Here is a 17170-nt window from a genome sequence, read left to right as displayed (position 1 = left end):
GGATAGAGCGCTTACGATACGCCGTTGGCGGCGCTCGGCCAACCCGCTTGCGTCCGAGTTTTGTGTCGCTTTTGTAGAAGGGGAGCGTCCCCGCCGTCGGGCGGGGACGGAGGCGGGACTTAGCCGAGCAGCAGCGCGTCGTCGGCCAGCGCTTCACCGCGAGTGCGTTCGAACATTGCCAGCAGATCGGGGACGTCCATCTTGGCCCGATCGGCGCCGGCGACATCGAGCACCACCCGGCCCTGATGCAGCATCACAGTGCGGTCGCCGTGATCGAGCGCCTGGCGCATCGAGTGCGTCACCATCATGGCGGTCAGCTTGTTCTCGCGTACGATCTGGTCGGTCAGCTCCAGCACGAAGGCAGCGGTCTTTGGATCGAGCGCGGCGGTGTGCTCGTCGAGCAACAGGATCTGCGACGGTTTGAGCGAGGCCATCAGCAGGCTGACTGCCTGGCGCTGCCCGCCGGACAAGAGGCCCATGTGGTCGGTGAGGCGGTTCTCCAAGCCCAGCTTCAGCGTTGCAAGCTTGTCGCGGAACAGGCTGCGCAACGAGCTGTTCAGAGAACCCCTCAGGCCGCGTTTTTCGCCGCGCTGCCAGGCGATGGCCAGGTTCTCCTCGATGGTCAGTGCCTCGCAGGTGCCGGCCATCGGGTCCTGGAACACGCGCGCGACCAGTCCGGCGCGCTGCCAGGCTGACAGACGGGTGACATCGCGCCCGGCGATTTCGATCGTGCCCTGGTCGACGATCAGATCGCCGCTGATGGCATTGAGAAAGGTCGACTTGCCGGCACCGTTCGAGCCAATCACGGTGACGAACTGCCCCTGCGGGATATCGAGCGATGCGCCGCGCAGTGCCGGGTTCTCGATCGGGGTGCCGGGGTTGAAGGTCTTGTAGAGGCCGTTAGCGCGCATCATTGGCGGTGTTCCTCTTGGTCGATGCCGAGCGTCGGGCGGCGATTTTGCGTTTGATCGACGGCAGCACCAGTGCGAAGCCGACCAGGGCTGCAGTGATCAGGTTCAGGTCCTGCGCCTGCAGGCCGATGAAATCGGCGTTCAGCGCCAGCGCGATGAACAGGCGGTAAACCAGCGCGCCGAGTACGGCAGCGAGCGTTGCGATCATGATGGTGCGGCCGGGGATCAGCGTCTCGCCGATGATCACCGCGGCAAGACCCACCACGATGGTACCAATGCCCATCGAGATGTCGGCGCCGCCCTGGGTCTGCACGTACAGTGCGCCGGCCAGCGCGATCAAGGCGTTGGAGAGCGCCATGCCGATCAGCACCATACGGTCGGTGGGGATGCCTTGCGAGCGGGCCATGCGCGGGTTGGCGCCAGTGGCGCGCATCGCGAGCCCGGCCTGCGAGGCAAAGAAGGCATCGAGGGCCAGCTTGGCGATCACCACGATCACCGCCAGCACCATGGGCTGGATCAGGTATTGCGAGTCGGGAGCCTGGGCAATGAACGGGCTGAACACCGTGGTGGCACCGATCAGCGGCATGTTCGGCGCGCCCATGATGCGCAGGTTGACCGAATAGAGCGCGATCATCACCAGGATACTGGCCAACAGCTGGAGGATATTGAGTCGCACGTTCAGCCAGGCGGTGGTCAGGCCGGCCAAGCCGCCGGCTACGGTGCCGGCCAGGGTGGCCAGCCACGGGTCGTGGCCGCCGGCGATCAGGGTGGCGGCCACGGCGCCGCCCAGCGGGAAGCTACCGTCGGCCGTCAGGTCGGGGAAATTCAGGATGCGGAAGGAAATCAGCACGCCCAGCGCCACCAGCGCAAAGATCAGGCCGATTTCCGTGGCGCCCAGCAAGGCGATCAGGGACATGAAACGACACCTCGTGAAACGTTCGCTCCCCAGGAAGGGCTTGTGGCCAGGCCTGGGGAGAAAGGGCGGACTTCAGGGTTGGCCGAAGTCGCGAGACAGGCTTTACTTGATCACTTCCTTGGCGGTCTTGATCAGTTCTGGCGACAGCTTGATGCCTTGCTTCTCGGCGGCACCCGGGTTGACCACCAGGTTGAGCTTGGTGCCCACTTCCGGTGCGATCGCGCCTGGCTTCTCGCCCTTCAGGATGCGCACTACCAGCTTGCCGGTCTGGCGGCCCATGTCGTAGTAGTTCTGGCCGAGCGCGGCGACGGCACCACGCTTCACCGTGTCGGTGTCGGCGGCGATCAGCGGCAGCTTGCTGTCGACGGCGACCTTGTACAGCGACTCGTAGGCCGACACCACGTTGTTGTCGGTGGTGGTGTAGATCACGTCGACCTTGCCGACCAGGCTCTTGGCGGCAGACGGCACGTCCACGGTGCGGGCGGCCGACGCTTCCACCAGGGATATGCCCTGCTTGGCGAGTTCGGCTTTCAGCTCCTTGGCGACGATGGTGGAGTTCACCTCACCCGGGCTGTACACCATGCCGACGCGCTTCACGCCCGGCTTCACCTTCTTAATCAGCTCGATTTGCGGAGCCAGCGGCAGGGCATCGGATACGCCGGTGATGTTGGTTCCGGACGGTTTCCAGTCCTTTACCAGCTTGGCTGCTACAGGGTCGGTCACGGCGGCGAACACGACCGGGATCGACTTGGTCGAGGCGGCCAGCGCCTGTGCGCTCGGGGTGGCGATGCCGACGATCACATCCGGATTGTCGCCGACGAACTTGCGGGCGATCTGTGCAGCGGTGGCGGTATTGCCCTGTGCACTTTGGAATTCGTATTTGAGGTTTTTGCCCTGAATGTAGCCGGCAGCCTTGAGCTCGTCCTCGATACCTTTGCGAGCTGCGTCGAGCGCCGGGTGTTCGACGATGGCGGTGATCGCCACTTTCTTCATTTCGGCTGCATTGGCCGATACCGCAAAGGCGCTGGCAACCAACCCGGCGAGAGCGGTCGTTACGAACAGGCGGCGCGACAGGTGTCTCATGCTTTCTCCTTGTTGTGTGTCTGATCTTTATAAGGCACAGCACGGCGGCGCGTCAGGCGCCGGCGCATGTTCGCAATTTTATTGCAAAGAACAAAAAAATATCCGCCAGTAGACAAAATATTATTTCAAAAATTGGATATTGTAGGCAGGATGTTTCGGTGTGAAGTGATCGGCAAAAACAAAGCGGCCCGCATGGGGCCGCTTTGGGGTGCAACGTGGCAAATTGCTGCGTTGCGAGGCTTAGGCGAGGTATTCGTAACCCGGCAGGGTCAGGAACTCGACGAAGTCATCCGAGGTGGTCAGCATCTTGAACATCTCGGCTGCATCCTCGTATTGCTTGGTCCACTTGCTGCCGTACTCGTCGCGCAGCTTGGCCACTTCGTCGGCCGCGAGTTCTGCAAACAGCTCGTGGGTGACCTTGCGGCCGTCGTTCAGCACGCCCTTCGGGCTGCGGATCCATTGCCAGATCTGCGCGCGCGAGATTTCGGCGGTGGCGGCATCTTCCATCAGGTTGTGGATCGGTACCGCGCCCGAGCCGGAGATCCAGGCGCCCAGGTACTGGATGCCCACGTTGATGTTCATGCGCAGGCCGGTCTCGGTGATCGGGGTCTCCGGCTGGAAGTTCAGCAGGTCGGCACCGCTCACGTTCACATCGTCACGCTGCTTGTCGATCTGGTTCGGCTTGTCGCCCAGCACGGCGTCCCAGGCAGCCATGGCCACCGGCACCAGGCCCGGATGGGCCACCCAGCCGCCGTCGTAGCCGTCGGCCGCATCGCGGTCCTTGTCGGCGCGCACGCCGGCCAGGGCCTTCTCGTTGGCCGCTTCGTCGTTCTTGATCGGGATCAACGCGCTCATGCCGCCGATGGCCGGGGCGTTGCGCTTGTGGCAGGTCTTGAGCAGCAGCAGGGCGTAGGCGCGCATGAACGGCACGGTCATGCCGATCTGGGCGCGGTCGGCCAGGCAGAAGTCCTTGTTGGTCTTGAACTTCTTGATGCAGCTGAAAATGTAGTCCCAGCGGCCGGCGTTCAGGCCGGCGGAGTGCTCGCGCAGCTCGTACAGGATCTCTTCCATCTCGAAGGCGGCGAGGATGGTCTCGATCAGCACGGTACCCTTGATGGTGCCGCGGGCGATGCCCAGCTCGTCCTGCGCGAAGCAGAAGATGTCGTTCCACAGGCGCGCCTCGAGGTGCGACTCCATCTTCGGCAGGTAGTAGTAGGTGGCGCTACCGTTGGCAACCAGGTGCTTGATGTTGTGATAGAAGGACAGCGCGAAGTCGAAGATGGCGCCGGACACGATGTCGCCGTCGATCTTCACGTGCTTTTCCATCAGGTGCCAGCCGCGCGGACGCACCAGCAGGGTGGCGATCTGATCGTTCAGCTTGTATTCCTTGCCCTGCGGCGAGGTGAAGCTGATGGTCTTGCGGTAGGCATCGCGGACGTTGATCTGGCCCTGGATCTGGTTTTCCCAGCTCGGACAGTTGGCATCTTCGAAGTCGGTCATGAAGATCTTGGCGCCGGAGTTGAGCGCGTTGATCATCATCTTGCGTTCTACCGGGCCGGTGATCTCGACGCGGCGATCGAGCAGGTCCTTCGGCAGCGGCGCGATCTTCCAGTCGCCGTTGCGGATCTCTGCCGTCTCCGGCAGAAAATCAGGTAGCTTTCCGCTGTCAAGGGCTTTCTGTCGAGTGATGCGTGCCTGCAACAATTCGCGGCGGCGCGGCTCAAATTTGCGATGAAGTTTGGAAATGAATTCCATTGCTTCGGGGGTCAGGATCTCGGCAAATTCCGGGGTGATCGAGCCCTCGATCTCAATACCGGCAGGGTAGGTTGGTCGAGTCATCATGCGTTTTCCTGAATTTTGCGCGGGCGGTTATCCGCCTCTTTCTCAATGGTTGTCAGATTAGGCAATGCGAACGCCGCAACGTTCGGTAAAACAACACCTTACGTCGCGGCGAGGGCCTGTGTCGAGCAGGGGGCGCTCAGTGGAACTGGGCTTCTTCCGTGGACCCTTTCAGGGCTGTGGTGGACGATTGTCCGCCCTGGATGGTCTGGGTAACGGCATCGAAGTAACCGGTCCCCACTTCACGCTGGTGTTTGACTGCAGTGAAACCGCGTTCCGCTGCGGCGAACTCTTTTTGCTGCAGTTCCACAAACGCTTTCATGTTCTCACGAGCGTAGCCGTAAGCCAAGTCGAACATCGAGTAGTTGAGGCTGTGGAAGCCTGCCAAGGTGATGAACTGGAAGCGATAACCCATCGCGCCGAGCTCGCGCTGGAACTTGGCGATGGTCGCGTCGTCGAGGTTCTTCTTCCAGTTGAACGACGGCGAGCAGTTGTACGCCAGCATCTTGCCCGGGAACTCAGCATGGATCGCCTCGGCGAACTTGCGTGCATATTCCAGATCCGGGGTGCCGGTTTCACACCAGATCAGATCGACGTACGGCGCGTAGGCAAGGCCGCGGGCGATCGCCTGTTCGAGACCCGCCTTGACGCGGTAGAAGCCTTCCACGGTGCGCTCGCCGGTGCAGAACGGCTTGTCGCGGTCGTCGACGTCGGTGGTCAAGAGGTCGGCCGCCTCGGCATCGGTACGGGCGATGATCACGGTCGGCACGCCCATCACGTCGGCTGCCAGACGTGCAGCGGAGAGCTTTTCCACTGCTTCGCGGGTCGGCACCAGCACCTTGCCGCCCATGTGGCCACATTTCTTCACCGAGGCGAGCTGGTCTTCGAAGTGTACGCCGGCGGCGCCTGCTTCGATCATCGACTTCATCAGTTCATGCGCGTTCAGTACGCCACCGAAACCGGCTTCGGCATCGGCCACGATCGGCAGGAAGTAGTCGATGAAGTTGGCGTCGCCTTCGTTCACCCCTTCGGAATGCTGGATCTGGTCGGCGCGCTGGAAGGTGTTATTGATGCGTTCGACCACGGCCGGTACCGAGTTGGCCGGGTAGAGCGACTGGTCCGGGTACATCTGGCCGGCGATGTTCGCGTCGGCGGCTACCTGCCAGCCGGACAGGTAGACTGCCTTCAGGCCGGCCTTGGCCTGCTGCATTGCCTGGGCGCCGGTCAGGGCACCGAGCGCGTTGATGAACGGCTCGTTGGTGATGTGCTGCCAGAGCTTGTCGGCGCCGCGGCGGGCCAGGGTGTGCTCGATCTGCAGCGAGCCGCGCAGGCGCTCGACATCGGCGGCGGTGTAGGTGCGGGTGATGCCTTTCCAGCGCGGGTTGGTGTCCCAGTCGTGTTGAATGGCGGCAATGCGTTGTTCGCGGGTGGTCATGGTGCTCTCCCTATTCCTTGGTAGGTTTCCTCGGTGCCGGCTTTAAAGGTCGGCGCTGTTTTCTTCCTTTCGGTCTGCTGTCGACGAACGGCAGGCCGATCTTGCGATCTGTCGCCAGTTTGGTTGCGACTGGCTTCGCTGCGGTGCGGCATTTCTAGGTGCCGTCTGGTGTCGTTGTGCTTCCATTAAATCACATTTTTTTGTGCTGTGAAGCCATTTTTAGCTAATAAAATCAGGGTTATTCACAAACAAACATGTCTGGTTAAAATCGAAAAAAAATGGTGCTGTGCTGTGCTGTCTTTGCGAACAATTTGCGCTGTTTTTTAAAAAGTGTCGACACTTTTGCAAAAAAAGGTTGTGGCGGTGGTGCGACGGGCAGGGGGGGGCGGTGAGGCGGGCTAGCCGTGGCGGGCAGAGATGGCACCATTAGGCTTGGGTGAATCTCGCCGGTGGCGGGTGATAGTTGGACAGAAAGTGCCAATGGCAGAGCGCTTTGTTTCCGAAATGCGCCAATTCAATGACGTCTAAGATTTTTATCTTTATATGAAGATATAAAGTTGAGAGAAAACAATGGTATGGATGGCATCGATTGATTTTGTCTCAAATTCATAAAATGGAATTGACATCCATCAGGTGGAAACTACAGTATGGCGGCCAGTAAGAAACACACATAACAATCTTAAGCAGAGCAGTGCCTGATTGAGAGTAGATGGAGAAGCCAGATGAACCCGTTGCTGTTTAGGGTGGAGGATCGCCCGCCCGTGTTGACCTCCCTGTTGCTTGCCGCCCAGCATCTGCTGGCCGCCCTGGGGGGCATCATTGCCGTGCCACTGGTGATAGGCGGCGCGTTGCGCCTGCCGGCCGATCAGGTGGTCGCGCTGGTCAATGCCGCGCTACTCGGCTCGGGTATCGTCACCATCATTCAATGCAAGGGCGTCGGGCCGGTCGGCATTCGCCTGCCCTGTGTGATGGGCACCAGCTTCGCCTTCGTCGGTGCGGCGATCAGCGTCGGCATGGAACATGGTGTGCCGGGCATTCTCGGCTCGTCGTTGGTCGGCTCGCTGGTGATGATCTCCGGTAGCTTCTTCATGCCGCAGATCCGCAAGCTGTTCCCGCACGCCGTCACCGGTGTGGTGGTGGCCATGATCGGCCTGTCGCTGGTGCCGGTGGCGATCGACTGGGCTGCCGGTGGCGCCCATTCGGCCAACTACGGCGACCCGGTCAATCTGGGTATTGCCTTCCTGGTGCTGGTTTCGGTGATCGGGTTGGTGCAGTGGGGCAAGGGCATCATCTCGGCGTCGGCGATCGTGATCGGCATGTTCGTTGGCTATCTGGTCTGTCTGCTGATGGGTAAGGTCGATTTCACCCAGGTGCAGCATGCCGTGGTGTTCGCGCTGCCGCAGCCGCTGCATTTCGGGCTGTCCTTTCCTCCGTCCGGTATCGTGGCGATGTCGATCGCCTATATGGTCACCATGGTGGAGACCACCGGTACCTTCATGGCGCTCGGCTCGGCCACGAAAACCGAGGTGGACGGCAAGCGGTTGTCCAGCGGCATCCTGTGTGATGGCGTCGGCTCGGCCTTCGCCTCGTTGGTGTCGAGTCCGCCGGTGTCGACCTTTGCCCAGAATGTCGGCGTGGTGTCGTTGACCGGGGTGGCCAGCCGCCATGTGGTGGCCTTTACCGGCGTGATGCTGCTGCTGGCCGGCCTGTTCCCGGTGCTTGGCGCGCTGGTGGTGACGGTGCCGCAGCCGGTGCTGGGAGGGGCGGGTTTGATGATGTTCGCGATGATCATTTCGGCCGGCATCCAGATGCTGGGCAAGGTCGAGCATACCAAGCGCAATGGCCTGATCATCGCGGTGGCGATCGGCTGCGGCCTGGCGGTGACGGCGCGACCGGAGCTGCTGTCTAAGCTTCCGGCCTTCGTCAAGGAAGTGTTCGGCTCCGGGATTACCGTCGGTGCGCTGGTGGCGGTGCTGCTCAATCTGCTGCTGCCGGGCCGTCCGGTCGAGAGCGAACATGAGCACGAGCTGCAGGCGCGCGAACTCGAGGAGATTGCCAGCGAGGCTGCCTGAGCCGACGGAGAGATTCCAATTGAAGGCCCACCGCGCGCGGTGGGCCTTTGCTTTTTAAATGCCGATATAGATGATTGGAATTTGTTTCTGCAAAGCATTGTTCGACAATCGGCATGTATTTTTATTGAGATAAATTCCCGGTAATTTCTGGTAAAAATCCAGTTTTTCTATGAAAAAAACATGATCTGATGGTTTTTGTGAAAATGGAATTGACATCCATTACGTGAAGTTGACAAGATTGCCGCCTTAAAAATTTTAACAACAAGACTCTTTAGGCTGGCGGTAGTCGACCGTGTCCAATTCGATTGAGGAGATGCAGGATGGAACAGTTGCTGTACAACGTGGAGGACCGGCCGCCATTGGCGACGTCGTTCTTGCTGGCCGCCCAGCATTTGCTGGCTGCGCTGGGCGGCATCATCGCGGTGCCGCTGGTGGTGGGCGGCGTGCTGAAGCTGCCGACCGAGCAGGTAGTGGCGCTGGTGAACGCGGCACTGATGGTGTCGGGCGTGGTAACGATCATCCAGTGCAAGGGCGTCGGCCCGATCGGCATCAAGCTGCCCTGTGTGATGGGTACCAGCTTCACCTTCGTGGCCGCCGCGATCGCCGTCGGCTTCGAGCACGGCATGGCGGGGGTTCTCGGGTCGTCGCTGGTCGGCTCCTTCGTGATGATCGTCGGCAGCTTCTTCATGCCGCAGATCCGCAAGCTGTTCCCGCCGGTGGTGACCGGCACGGTGGTAACGATGATCGGCCTGTCGCTGATTCCGGTGGCGATCGACTGGTTCGCCGGCGGCCAGGTGGGCTCGGCGCACTATGCCGATCCGGCCAACCTCGGCATCGCGCTGTTCGTGCTGATCCTGGTGATCGGGCTGGTGCAGTGGGGCAAGGGCATCATTTCGGCGGCGGCGATCGTGATCGGCATGTTTGTCGGCTACCTGGTCTGCCTGGCGTTCGGCCTGGTGGATTTCTCGGCGGTGCATCAGGCGCAGTCGTTTGCGGTGCCGCAGCCGCTGCACTTCGGCCTGGCCTTCCCGATCTCGGGCATCGTCGGCATGTCGATCGCCTACCTGGTGACTATCGTCGAATCGACCGGTAACTTCCTGGCGCTGGGCGCGGCCACCAAGACCCCGATGAGCGGCAAGAAGATCGCCCGCGGCGTTCTGTGCGATGGCGTCGGCTCGGCGCTGGCCGCGGTGATGTCGACCACGCCGTTCTCGTCGTTCGCGCAGAACATCGGTGTGGTGTCGCTGACCGGGGTGGCCAGCCGTCACGTGGTGACGCTGACAGGCATGCTGCTGGTGCTGGCCGGGTTGTTTCCGATCCTCGGGGCATTTATCGTGACCATCCCGCTGCCGGTGCTCGGTGGCGCGGGGCTGATGATGTTCGCGATGATCATCGCTGCCGGCATCCAGATGCTCGGCCGGGTCGAACATACCAAGCGCAACGGCCTGATCATTGCGGTGGCAATCGGGTGTGGCGTGGCGGTGACGATGCGTCCGGAACTGCTGGCCAAACTGCCAGCCTTCATCAAGGAAGTCTTCGCTTCGGGCATCACCGTGGGCTCGCTGGTGGCGTTGTTCCTGAATCTGATCCTGCCGGGCCGTCCGACTCAGGTCATTGACGAGCACGAGGGCGAGTTCATTGAAGAGATTGCTCGCGAGACGGTGTAAGTCTCACTGCATATAAATGAGCCGATCGGCTCCCGAAAGTAATCGGGGGCCGTTTTTGTTTGTCGGGCAGGCCGGTGGCGACAGAAAACGTGGCGATCAGTGTCGATCGCTCTTGAATTACCGGTTAAAGACCTTACCTTGATCCAGTCTTTACCATTGTCGGATTCAGTTAAGGAATCGTCATGCAGGAAAACGAGAACAGCAAGCAAGGGGCGGTGGATGCCGCGGATATCGCCATCGACAAATTGGCCGAAGCAGCCGGCGTCGAAGCGAGTGACGACGCGACCCGAATCGCCGAGCTGGAGAAGGAAGTCGCCGAGCTGAAGGACAACTTCCTGCGCGCCCGCGCCGACGCTGACAATCTGCGTCGCCGCGCGACCGAAGACGTGCAGAACGCCCGCAAGTTTGCGATCAACAAGTTTGCCGGCGAGCTGCTTAGCGTGAAGGACAGCCTGGAGATGGCGCTAGCCGACCAGAGCGGTCAGTTCGACGCGTTGAAATTCGGTGTGGACCTGACGCTGAAGCAACTGGCCTCCGCGTTCGACAAGGCCGACATCAGCGAAGTGAACCCGATCGGCGAGAAGCTCGACCCGCACAAGCATCAAGCGATCAGCGCCGAGGAGTCGGACGCCGAGCCGAACACCGTGATTCGCGTGATGCAGAAGGGCTATACCGTGGCCGATCGCGTGTTGCGTCCGGCGATGGTGGTGGTCGCGAAGGCCAAGGCATAAATCCCCTCTTGAAAACGTGGCGAATGGCCACGATGTAGCTAACCAAGACAGACGATGCCGCCCGGCAAGAGCGGCAAAAAATCGAGTTACAAGGAATAGGAATACAGAATATGGGCAAAATTATCGGTATTGACCTGGGCACCACCAACTCCTGCGTGTCCGTGATCGAAAACGGCCAGCCGAAGGTGATCGAGAACGCCGAAGGCGCGCGTACCACTCCGTCGATCATCGCCTACATGGACGACGGCGAGATCCTGGTCGGCGCCCCGGCCAAGCGCCAGGCGGTCACCAACCCGAAGCACACCCTGTACGCGGTGAAGCGCCTGATCGGTCGCCGCTTCGAAGACAAGGAAGTACAAAAAGACATCGACCTGATGCCGTTCGAAATCACCAAGGCGAAGAACGGCGACGCCTGGGTGAAAGTGAACGACCAGGAACTGGCCCCGCCGCAAATCTCGGCTGAAGTGCTGCGCAAGATGAAGAAGGCGGCCGAGGACTACCTGGGCGAGGAAGTGACCGAGGCGGTGATCACCGTACCGGCCTACTTCAACGACAGCCAGCGTCAGGCCACCAAGGACGCAGGCCGCATCGCCGGCCTGGAAGTGAAGCGCATCATCAACGAACCGACCGCCGCTGCACTGGCGTTCGGCATGGACAAGCACGAGAAGGGCGACACCAAGATTGCCGTGTACGACCTGGGCGGCGGTACCTTCGACATCTCGATCATCGAGATCGCCGACGTTGACGGCGACAAGCAATTCGAAGTGCTGGCCACCAACGGCGACACCTTCCTCGGCGGCGAAGACTTCGACCAGCGCGTCATCGACTACATCGTGACCGAGTTCAAGCGCGAACAGGGCGTGGACCTGAAGAACGACGTGATGGCGCTGCAGCGTCTGAAGGAAGCGGCCGAGAAGGCCAAGATCGAGCTGTCGAGCGCCGCGCAGACCGAGGTGAACCTGCCGTACATCACCATGGACGCGACCGGTCCGAAGCACCTGGCGATGAAGATCACCCGTGCCAAGTTCGAGAGCCTGGTGGAAGACCTGATCGAGCGTTCGATCGAGCCGTGCCGCGTGGCCCTGAAGGACGCCGGCCTGTCGATCAACGACATCCACGACGTGATCCTGGTCGGCGGTCAGACCCGCATGCCGAAGGTGATCGACAAGGTGAAGGAGTTCTTCGGCAAGGAAGCGCGCCGCGACGTGAACCCGGACGAAGCCGTGGCCGTTGGCGCCGCGATCCAGGGTTCGGTGCTGGCCGGTGACCGTACCGACGTGCTGCTGCTGGATGTGACCCCGCTGTCGCTCGGTATCGAGACGATGGGCGGCATCATGACCAAGCTGATCCAGAAGAACACCACGATCCCGACCAAGGCGACCCAGACCTTCTCGACCGCCGAGGACAACCAGAACGCGGTGACCATCCATGTGCTGCAGGGCGAGCGTGAGCGCGCTTCGGCCAACAAGTCGCTGGGTCAGTTCAACCTGTCGGACATTCCGCCGGCACCGCGCGGCATGCCGCAGATCGAAGTGACCTTCGACATCGACGCCAACGGCATTCTGCATGTATCGGCGAAGGACAAGGGCACCGGCAAGCAGGCCAACATCACCATCCAGGCGTCGTCGGGTCTGTCGGAAGCCGAGATCGAGCGCATGGTGCAGGACGCCGAGGCCAACGCCGAGGAAGACAAGAAGCTGGCCGAACTGGTGCAAGCCAAGAACCAGGCCGAAGGCTTGATCCACTCGGTGAAGAAATCGCTGACCGAGTACGGCGACAAGATCGATGCCGCCGAAAAGGCCAAGATCGAAGCCGCGCTGAAAGAAGCCGAAGAAGTGGTGAAGGGCGACGACAAGGAAGTGATCGACGCCAAGGTACAGGCGCTGATGGAAGCGTCGCACAAGCTGGCTGAGCAGATGTACGCTCAGCAGCAGCCGGAAGGCGAAGCGGCCGCCGGTGCCGACGCCAAGAAGGACGACGGCAACGTGGTCGACGCTGAGTTCGAAGAAGTGAAGGACAAGAAGTAAGCGTTGAGGTCCCGAGCCTGTTCAGACTCTGTCGCGAGCGGCCCTCAGCGGGGTGAAGCGCAGCGCAGGAACCGGAATGTACAGCAGTACATGAGGATTCCGAGCCGCACATGAACCCCGATCAGGGACGCGTAGCAGGAGGATGACAGGCTCGAGAGGCACAGGGGCGGGTGGGGAATGATCCCGCCGGCCTCTGTGCCTTTGCTGTTTCGGCATTTCCGTTTTCGGCCACCCTTTGCAGTGGGCCACAAGGTTAAGACACCATGTCCAAACGTGACTATTACGACGTGCTCGGCGTCAATCGCGATGCGTCCGACGACGACATCAAGAAGGCGTATCGCAAGCTGGCGATGAAGTACCATCCGGACCGCAACCCGGACAGCAAGGAAGCCGAGGACAAGTTCAAGGAAGTGAAGGAGGCGTACGAGATCCTGTCCGAATCGGACAAGCGTGCCGCCTACGATCAGTTCGGCCATGCCGGCGTTGACCCGAACATGGGCGCGGGCGGTGGCTTCCGCGGTGGTGCCGGCGGCTTCGGCGACTTTGCCGACGCGTTCGGCGACATCTTCGGCGACATCTTCGGTGGTCGCGCGGGCGGCGGCGGGCGTTCCAACGTCTACCGTGGTGCAGACCTGCGCTACAACATGGAGATCACGCTCGAAGAGGCTGCCAAGGGCTGCGAGCGTCAGATCCGCATCCCGACCCACGAGAACTGCGATGTTTGCCACGGCACGGGCGCCAAGCCGGGTACCAGCCCGAAGACCTGCTCGACCTGCGGTGGCCATGGCCAGGTGCGTGTGTCGCAAGGCTTCTTCTCGGTGCAGCAGACCTGCCCGACCTGCCACGGCAGCGGCAAGCAGATCACCGACCCGTGCACCAAGTGCCACGGCGCCGGCCAGCTGAAGACGCACAAGACGCTGAACGTGAAGATCCCGGCCGGCGTCGACGAGGGCGATCGCATCCGTCTGGCGGGCGAGGGCGAGCCGGGCACCAACGGCGGCCCGTCCGGTGACCTGTACGTGGTCACCCACATCAAGCAGCATGCGGTGTTCCAGCGCGACGGCATGGACCTGCACTGCGAGATGCCGATCACCTTCGCCACGGCGGCACTGGGCGGCGAGATCGAGATCCCGACGCTGGACGGCATGGCCAAGATGAAGATCCCGGCCGAGACTCAGTCGGGCAAGGTGTTCCGCCTGCGCGGCAAGGGCGTGAAGGCGGTGCGCGGCAACGACTACGGCGACCTGATGTGCCATGTGGTGGTCGAGACCCCGGTGAAGCTGACCGATCGCCAGAAGGAACTGCTGCGCGAGTTCGAGCAGATCGGCGAGGGCGACAAGGCCACTCACAACCCGCGCGCCAAGTCGTTTATGGACAAGCTGCGCGAGTTCTTCGACTAAGCTTGCTACGCGATGCGTTTGAGAACGGCGGCCGATTGGCCGCCGTTTTTTCATGTCTGCTTTTCGGAAGGGCTGACTCGTATACTTGAAGAGGTCAAAAGCCCAACCCCTCTCGTTATGATCATCGCCGGTGATGTGCCGCCTGTCGCCGGCCCGTTTTTGCCGGGCCGAGTCGCAAAGAGTAGACTGCCTGTTTTTCTGTTAAAGACCGCTGCCATGCTGCATTCGATCTGGTTCTGGATCGTGATTATCGTCGCGCCGATCGCCACCGTGGTCGGCACGCTGGTGCGGCTGGCCAAGCGTGAGCCGCCGCTGAATCTGCCCCCCGGCGTGTCGCCCGGTACCTACCGTCGCTTCGACGACGACCCGCCCGAGGACGATGAGCCGCTGAAGAAGGACGAGCCGCCGCGTCAGCGTTGACGCGTTTTTTTGCGTGCTTTGCCTGTGACCGGTTGAACCGCTTGTCAGGACAATGGTCTGTAACAGCACCGATTTAATAACGGGAGTGATCATGATTTTTGCCAACCGCTATGCTTCGTCGACCCGGATGCGCCGGATGCGTCGTGACGAGTTTTCGCGCCGATTGATGCGCGAGAACGTGCTGACCACCAACGACCTGATCTATCCGGTATTCGTGCTCGATGGCGCCAACCGCGAGCAGGCGGTGCCGTCGATGCCGGGCGTGGCGCGCCAGAGCCTGGACAAGCTGCTCTACACCGCCGAAGAAATGGTCAAGCTGGGCATCCCGATGATCGCGCTGTTCCCGGTGATCGAGTCGGGCAAGACCGAGCTGGCCGAAGAGGCGTACAACCCGGATGGCCTGGTGCCGCGCGTGATCCGCGAGCTGAAGGCGCGCTTCCCGGAGCTGGGCGTGATGACCGACGTGGCGCTCGACCCGTACACCATCCATGGCCAGGACGGCCTGCTCGACGCGTCCGGCTACGTGATCAACGACGAGACTGTCGACGTGCTGGTGCGCCAGGCGCTGTGTCATGCGGAGGCCGGCGCCGAGGTGGTGGCGCCTAGCGACATGATGGACGGCCGCATCGGGGCGATCCGCGAGTCGCTGGAAGAGGCCGGGTTGATCCACACCCGCATCATGGCGTACTCGGCCAAGTACGCCTCGGCGTTCTACGGCCCGTTCCGCGACGCGGTCGGCTCTTCGGCCAACCTTGGCAAGGCCGACAAGTTCACCTACCAAATGGACCCGGCCAACAGCGACGAAGCGCTGCAGGAAATCGCGCTGGACCTCGCCGAGGGGGCCGATATGGTGATGGTGAAGCCGGGCATGCCATACCTCGACGTGATCCGCCGCGTGAAGGACGAGTTCAAGGTGCCGACCTTCGCCTACCAGGTGTCCGGCGAGTACGCGATGCTGAAAGCGGCGTTCGCCAACGGTTGGTTGAACGAACAGGCCTGTATGATGGAATCGTTGGTGGCGTTCAAGCGCGCCGGCGCAGATGGCATCCTGACGTATTTTGCACTGGACGCCGCGCGCGCTTTGCAACGCTGAGTACCCGAGTTCTTCCGGCGTTATTGTCCTGCCTGGCCCTATGACTTTCACTGCTTAGTGGGGCACTCGCCAACTGGCAGGGCAGTGGCCCTGTCGCTGTAGCAAAAACCACCCCGCCTGCGAATGCAGGCGGGTTTTTTATTGCGACCTGTTACGTGGGGCCGGTCAAAACCGGCCGCTTTGGCTACAATCGACGCAGACAGGGCCGGAGCGCGCTCTTTCGGCCAACCTTGCCGGCAGCGCACCGCTCCATGCTCCCGTTTCTGAACACTGTTACCGGCCACCCCGGCGGCAGTGCGCTCGCTTGTGTAACCGACACGTACAGAGTCTTTCATGAACCATACCTATCTCGCCCATCTCGAGGCCACGCTGAACCAGATCCGCGCCGACGGCTTCGAGAAGCCCGAACGCATCATCGCCACCCCGCAGGGCGCTGGCATTACGCTGGCCGACGGTTCCGCGGTGCTGAACTTCTGCGCCAACAACTATCTGGGGCTCGCCGATGACGCGCGGCTGATCTCCGCCGCCAAGCAGGGCCTCGACGACTACGGCTACGGCTGCGCCTCGGTGCGCTTCATTTGCGGCACCCAGAGCGTGCACAAGGAGCTCGAGGCGGCGATTTCGCGCTTTCTCGGCACTGACGACACCATCCTGTATTCGAGCTGCTTCGACGCCAACGGTGGCGTGTTCGAGACGCTGCTGAGCGAGGCGGACGCGGTGATCTCGGACGAGCTGAACCACGCGTCGATCATCGACGGCATTCGGTTGTGCAAGGCTCGGCGCTACCGCTACAAGAATAACGACATGGCCGACCTCGAGGCACAGCTCAAGGCTGCCGACGAGGCAGGCGCACGCTTCAAGCTGATCGTCACCGACGGCGTGTTCTCGATGGACGGCATCATCGCCAACCTGAAGGGCATCTGTGATCTGGCCGAACGCTATGACGCGCTGGTAATGGTGGACGACTCGCACGCGGTCGGCTTTATCGGCGACACCGGCGCCGGTACCCCGGAATACTGCGGCGTGGCCGACCGGGTCGACATCTACACCGGCACGTTGGGCAAGGCGCTCGGCGGCGCATCGGGTGGCTACGTGTCGGCGCACAAGCCGATCGTCGAGCTCTTGCGCCAGCGCTCGCGCCCCTATCTGTTCTCCAACAGCCTGGCCCCGGCGCTGGCCGCCACCAGCCTGAAAGTGCTGGAGATCCTCGCGTCCGACGAGGGGCGCCAGCTGCGCGAGCGGCTGAAGACCAACGCCGAGCTGTTCCGCAATGAGATGGCTGAAGCCGGCTTCGAGCTGGTGCCGGGCGAGCACCCGATCATCCCGGTGATGCTCGGCGACGCGCGCCTGGCCGGCGAGATGGCGGCCGAACTCTTGAAGGAAGGCGTGTACGTGATCGGCTTCTCCTACCCTGTGGTGCCGAAAGGCAAGGCACGCATCCGCACCCAGATGTCGGCAGGCCACACCACCGAGCAGGTGCAGCAGGCGGTGGCGGCGTTCATCAAGGTAGGGCAGAAGCTGGGCGTGATCCCGGCATAATGATCATGGCGGGCGGCGCATCACCTGTTGCCGTTTG

Annotated in this window: 13 protein-coding genes; 8 read left to right on the top strand and 5 right to left on the bottom strand. The window is 61.9% G+C overall.

Features of this window, described 5'->3' with window-relative positions; translation table 11 throughout:
- Positions 1-119: 119 nt before the first annotated feature.
- The 5 genes from QU481_RS08365 to aceA form a co-directional block, all read right to left on the bottom strand.
- Positions 120-914, bottom strand: coding sequence for an ABC transporter ATP-binding protein (locus QU481_RS08365; protein ID WP_289829494.1), 795 nt, complete (start codon positions 912-914; stop codon positions 120-122).
- Positions 901-1827 carry an ABC transporter permease gene (locus QU481_RS08360; protein WP_289829493.1) on the bottom strand — a complete coding sequence of 309 codons (927 nt, stop codon included), beginning with the start codon at positions 1825-1827 and terminating at the stop codon, positions 901-903. Before QU481_RS08360 ends, QU481_RS08365 begins: the two co-directional genes overlap by 14 nt.
- A gap of 102 nt (positions 1828-1929) precedes the next feature.
- Entirely contained in the window at positions 1930-2910 is a 981-nt protein-coding gene (locus QU481_RS08355; RefSeq protein WP_435382727.1) for an ABC transporter substrate-binding protein, read from the bottom strand.
- A gap of 240 nt (positions 2911-3150) precedes the next feature.
- A complete protein-coding gene (gene aceB, locus QU481_RS08350; RefSeq protein WP_289829492.1) occupies positions 3151-4752 on the bottom strand; it encodes a malate synthase A in 1602 nt (533 codons plus the stop codon).
- 136 nt (positions 4753-4888) lie between these two features.
- On the bottom strand, positions 4889-6184 hold the full coding sequence (aceA, locus tag QU481_RS08345) for an isocitrate lyase (RefSeq protein ID WP_289829490.1): 1296 nt from the start codon (positions 6182-6184) through the stop codon (positions 4889-4891).
- 722 nt (positions 6185-6906) lie between these two features.
- Here aceA and QU481_RS08340 point away from each other — a divergent pair.
- The 8 genes from QU481_RS08340 (at position 6907) to QU481_RS08305 (ending at position 17133) form a co-directional block, all read left to right on the top strand.
- Positions 6907-8256 (top strand): nucleobase:cation symporter-2 family protein, encoded by a 1350-nt coding sequence (locus tag QU481_RS08340; protein ID WP_289829489.1) that lies wholly within the window; start codon positions 6907-6909, stop codon positions 8254-8256.
- A gap of 320 nt (positions 8257-8576) precedes the next feature.
- Complete coding sequence (locus tag QU481_RS08335) at positions 8577-9923, top strand: nucleobase:cation symporter-2 family protein (RefSeq protein ID WP_289829488.1); 1347 nt, start codon at positions 8577-8579, stop codon at positions 9921-9923.
- Between the two features lie 182 nt (positions 9924-10105).
- On the top strand, positions 10106-10654 hold the full coding sequence (gene grpE / locus QU481_RS08330; protein ID WP_289829487.1) for a nucleotide exchange factor GrpE: 549 nt from the start codon (positions 10106-10108) through the stop codon (positions 10652-10654).
- A gap of 110 nt (positions 10655-10764) precedes the next feature.
- Positions 10765-12681: a molecular chaperone DnaK gene (gene dnaK / locus QU481_RS08325; protein WP_289829486.1), complete on the top strand. Its 1917-nt coding sequence runs from the start codon at positions 10765-10767 to the stop codon at positions 12679-12681.
- Positions 12682-12944: 263 nt separating this feature from the next.
- Positions 12945-14081, top strand: coding sequence for a molecular chaperone DnaJ (gene dnaJ / locus QU481_RS08320; RefSeq protein WP_289829485.1), 1137 nt, complete (start codon positions 12945-12947; stop codon positions 14079-14081).
- A 216-nt stretch (positions 14082-14297) separates the two neighbouring features.
- Complete coding sequence (locus tag QU481_RS08315; protein ID WP_289829484.1) at positions 14298-14501, top strand: hypothetical protein; 204 nt, start codon at positions 14298-14300, stop codon at positions 14499-14501.
- A 91-nt stretch (positions 14502-14592) separates the two neighbouring features.
- Entirely contained in the window at positions 14593-15594 is a 1002-nt protein-coding gene (hemB, locus tag QU481_RS08310; RefSeq protein WP_289829483.1) for a porphobilinogen synthase, read from the top strand.
- 333 nt (positions 15595-15927) lie between these two features.
- A complete protein-coding gene (locus QU481_RS08305) occupies positions 15928-17133 on the top strand; it encodes a glycine C-acetyltransferase (RefSeq protein ID WP_289829482.1) in 1206 nt (401 codons plus the stop codon).
- Positions 17134-17170 lie beyond the last annotated feature (37 nt).

Origin of the sequence: Crenobacter oryzisoli (assembly GCF_030385785.1) — a bacterium.
GTDB lineage: Bacteria > Pseudomonadota > Gammaproteobacteria > Burkholderiales > Chromobacteriaceae > Crenobacter_A > Crenobacter_A oryzisoli.
The sequence above is the reverse complement of the archived record's forward strand: the minus strand, read 5'-3'. Positions and strand labels throughout refer to the sequence as shown.

Bases quoted from the DNA above. Each gene is read 5' to 3' on its own strand.
- QU481_RS08365 (WP_289829494.1), bottom strand. From the start codon at position 914: ATGATGCGCGCTAACGGCCTCTACAAGACCTTCAACCCCGGCACCCCG.
- QU481_RS08360 (WP_289829493.1), bottom strand. From the start codon at position 1,827: ATGTCCCTGATCGCCTTGCTGGGCGCCACGGAAATCGGCCTGATCTTT.
- QU481_RS08355 (WP_435382727.1), bottom strand. From the start codon at position 2,910: ATGAGACACCTGTCGCGCCGCCTGTTCGTAACGACCGCTCTCGCCGGG.
- aceB (WP_289829492.1), bottom strand. From the start codon at position 4,752: ATGATGACTCGACCAACCTACCCTGCCGGTATTGAGATCGAGGGCTCG.
- aceA (WP_289829490.1), bottom strand. From the start codon at position 6,184: ATGACCACCCGCGAACAACGCATTGCCGCCATTCAACACGACTGGGAC.
- QU481_RS08340 (WP_289829489.1), top strand. From the start codon at position 6,907: ATGAACCCGTTGCTGTTTAGGGTGGAGGATCGCCCGCCCGTGTTGACC.
- QU481_RS08335 (WP_289829488.1), top strand. From the start codon at position 8,577: ATGGAACAGTTGCTGTACAACGTGGAGGACCGGCCGCCATTGGCGACG.
- grpE (WP_289829487.1), top strand. From the start codon at position 10,106: ATGCAGGAAAACGAGAACAGCAAGCAAGGGGCGGTGGATGCCGCGGAT.
- dnaK (WP_289829486.1), top strand. From the start codon at position 10,765: ATGGGCAAAATTATCGGTATTGACCTGGGCACCACCAACTCCTGCGTG.
- dnaJ (WP_289829485.1), top strand. From the start codon at position 12,945: ATGTCCAAACGTGACTATTACGACGTGCTCGGCGTCAATCGCGATGCG.
- QU481_RS08315 (WP_289829484.1), top strand. From the start codon at position 14,298: ATGCTGCATTCGATCTGGTTCTGGATCGTGATTATCGTCGCGCCGATC.
- hemB (WP_289829483.1), top strand. From the start codon at position 14,593: ATGATTTTTGCCAACCGCTATGCTTCGTCGACCCGGATGCGCCGGATG.
- QU481_RS08305 (WP_289829482.1), top strand. From the start codon at position 15,928: ATGAACCATACCTATCTCGCCCATCTCGAGGCCACGCTGAACCAGATC.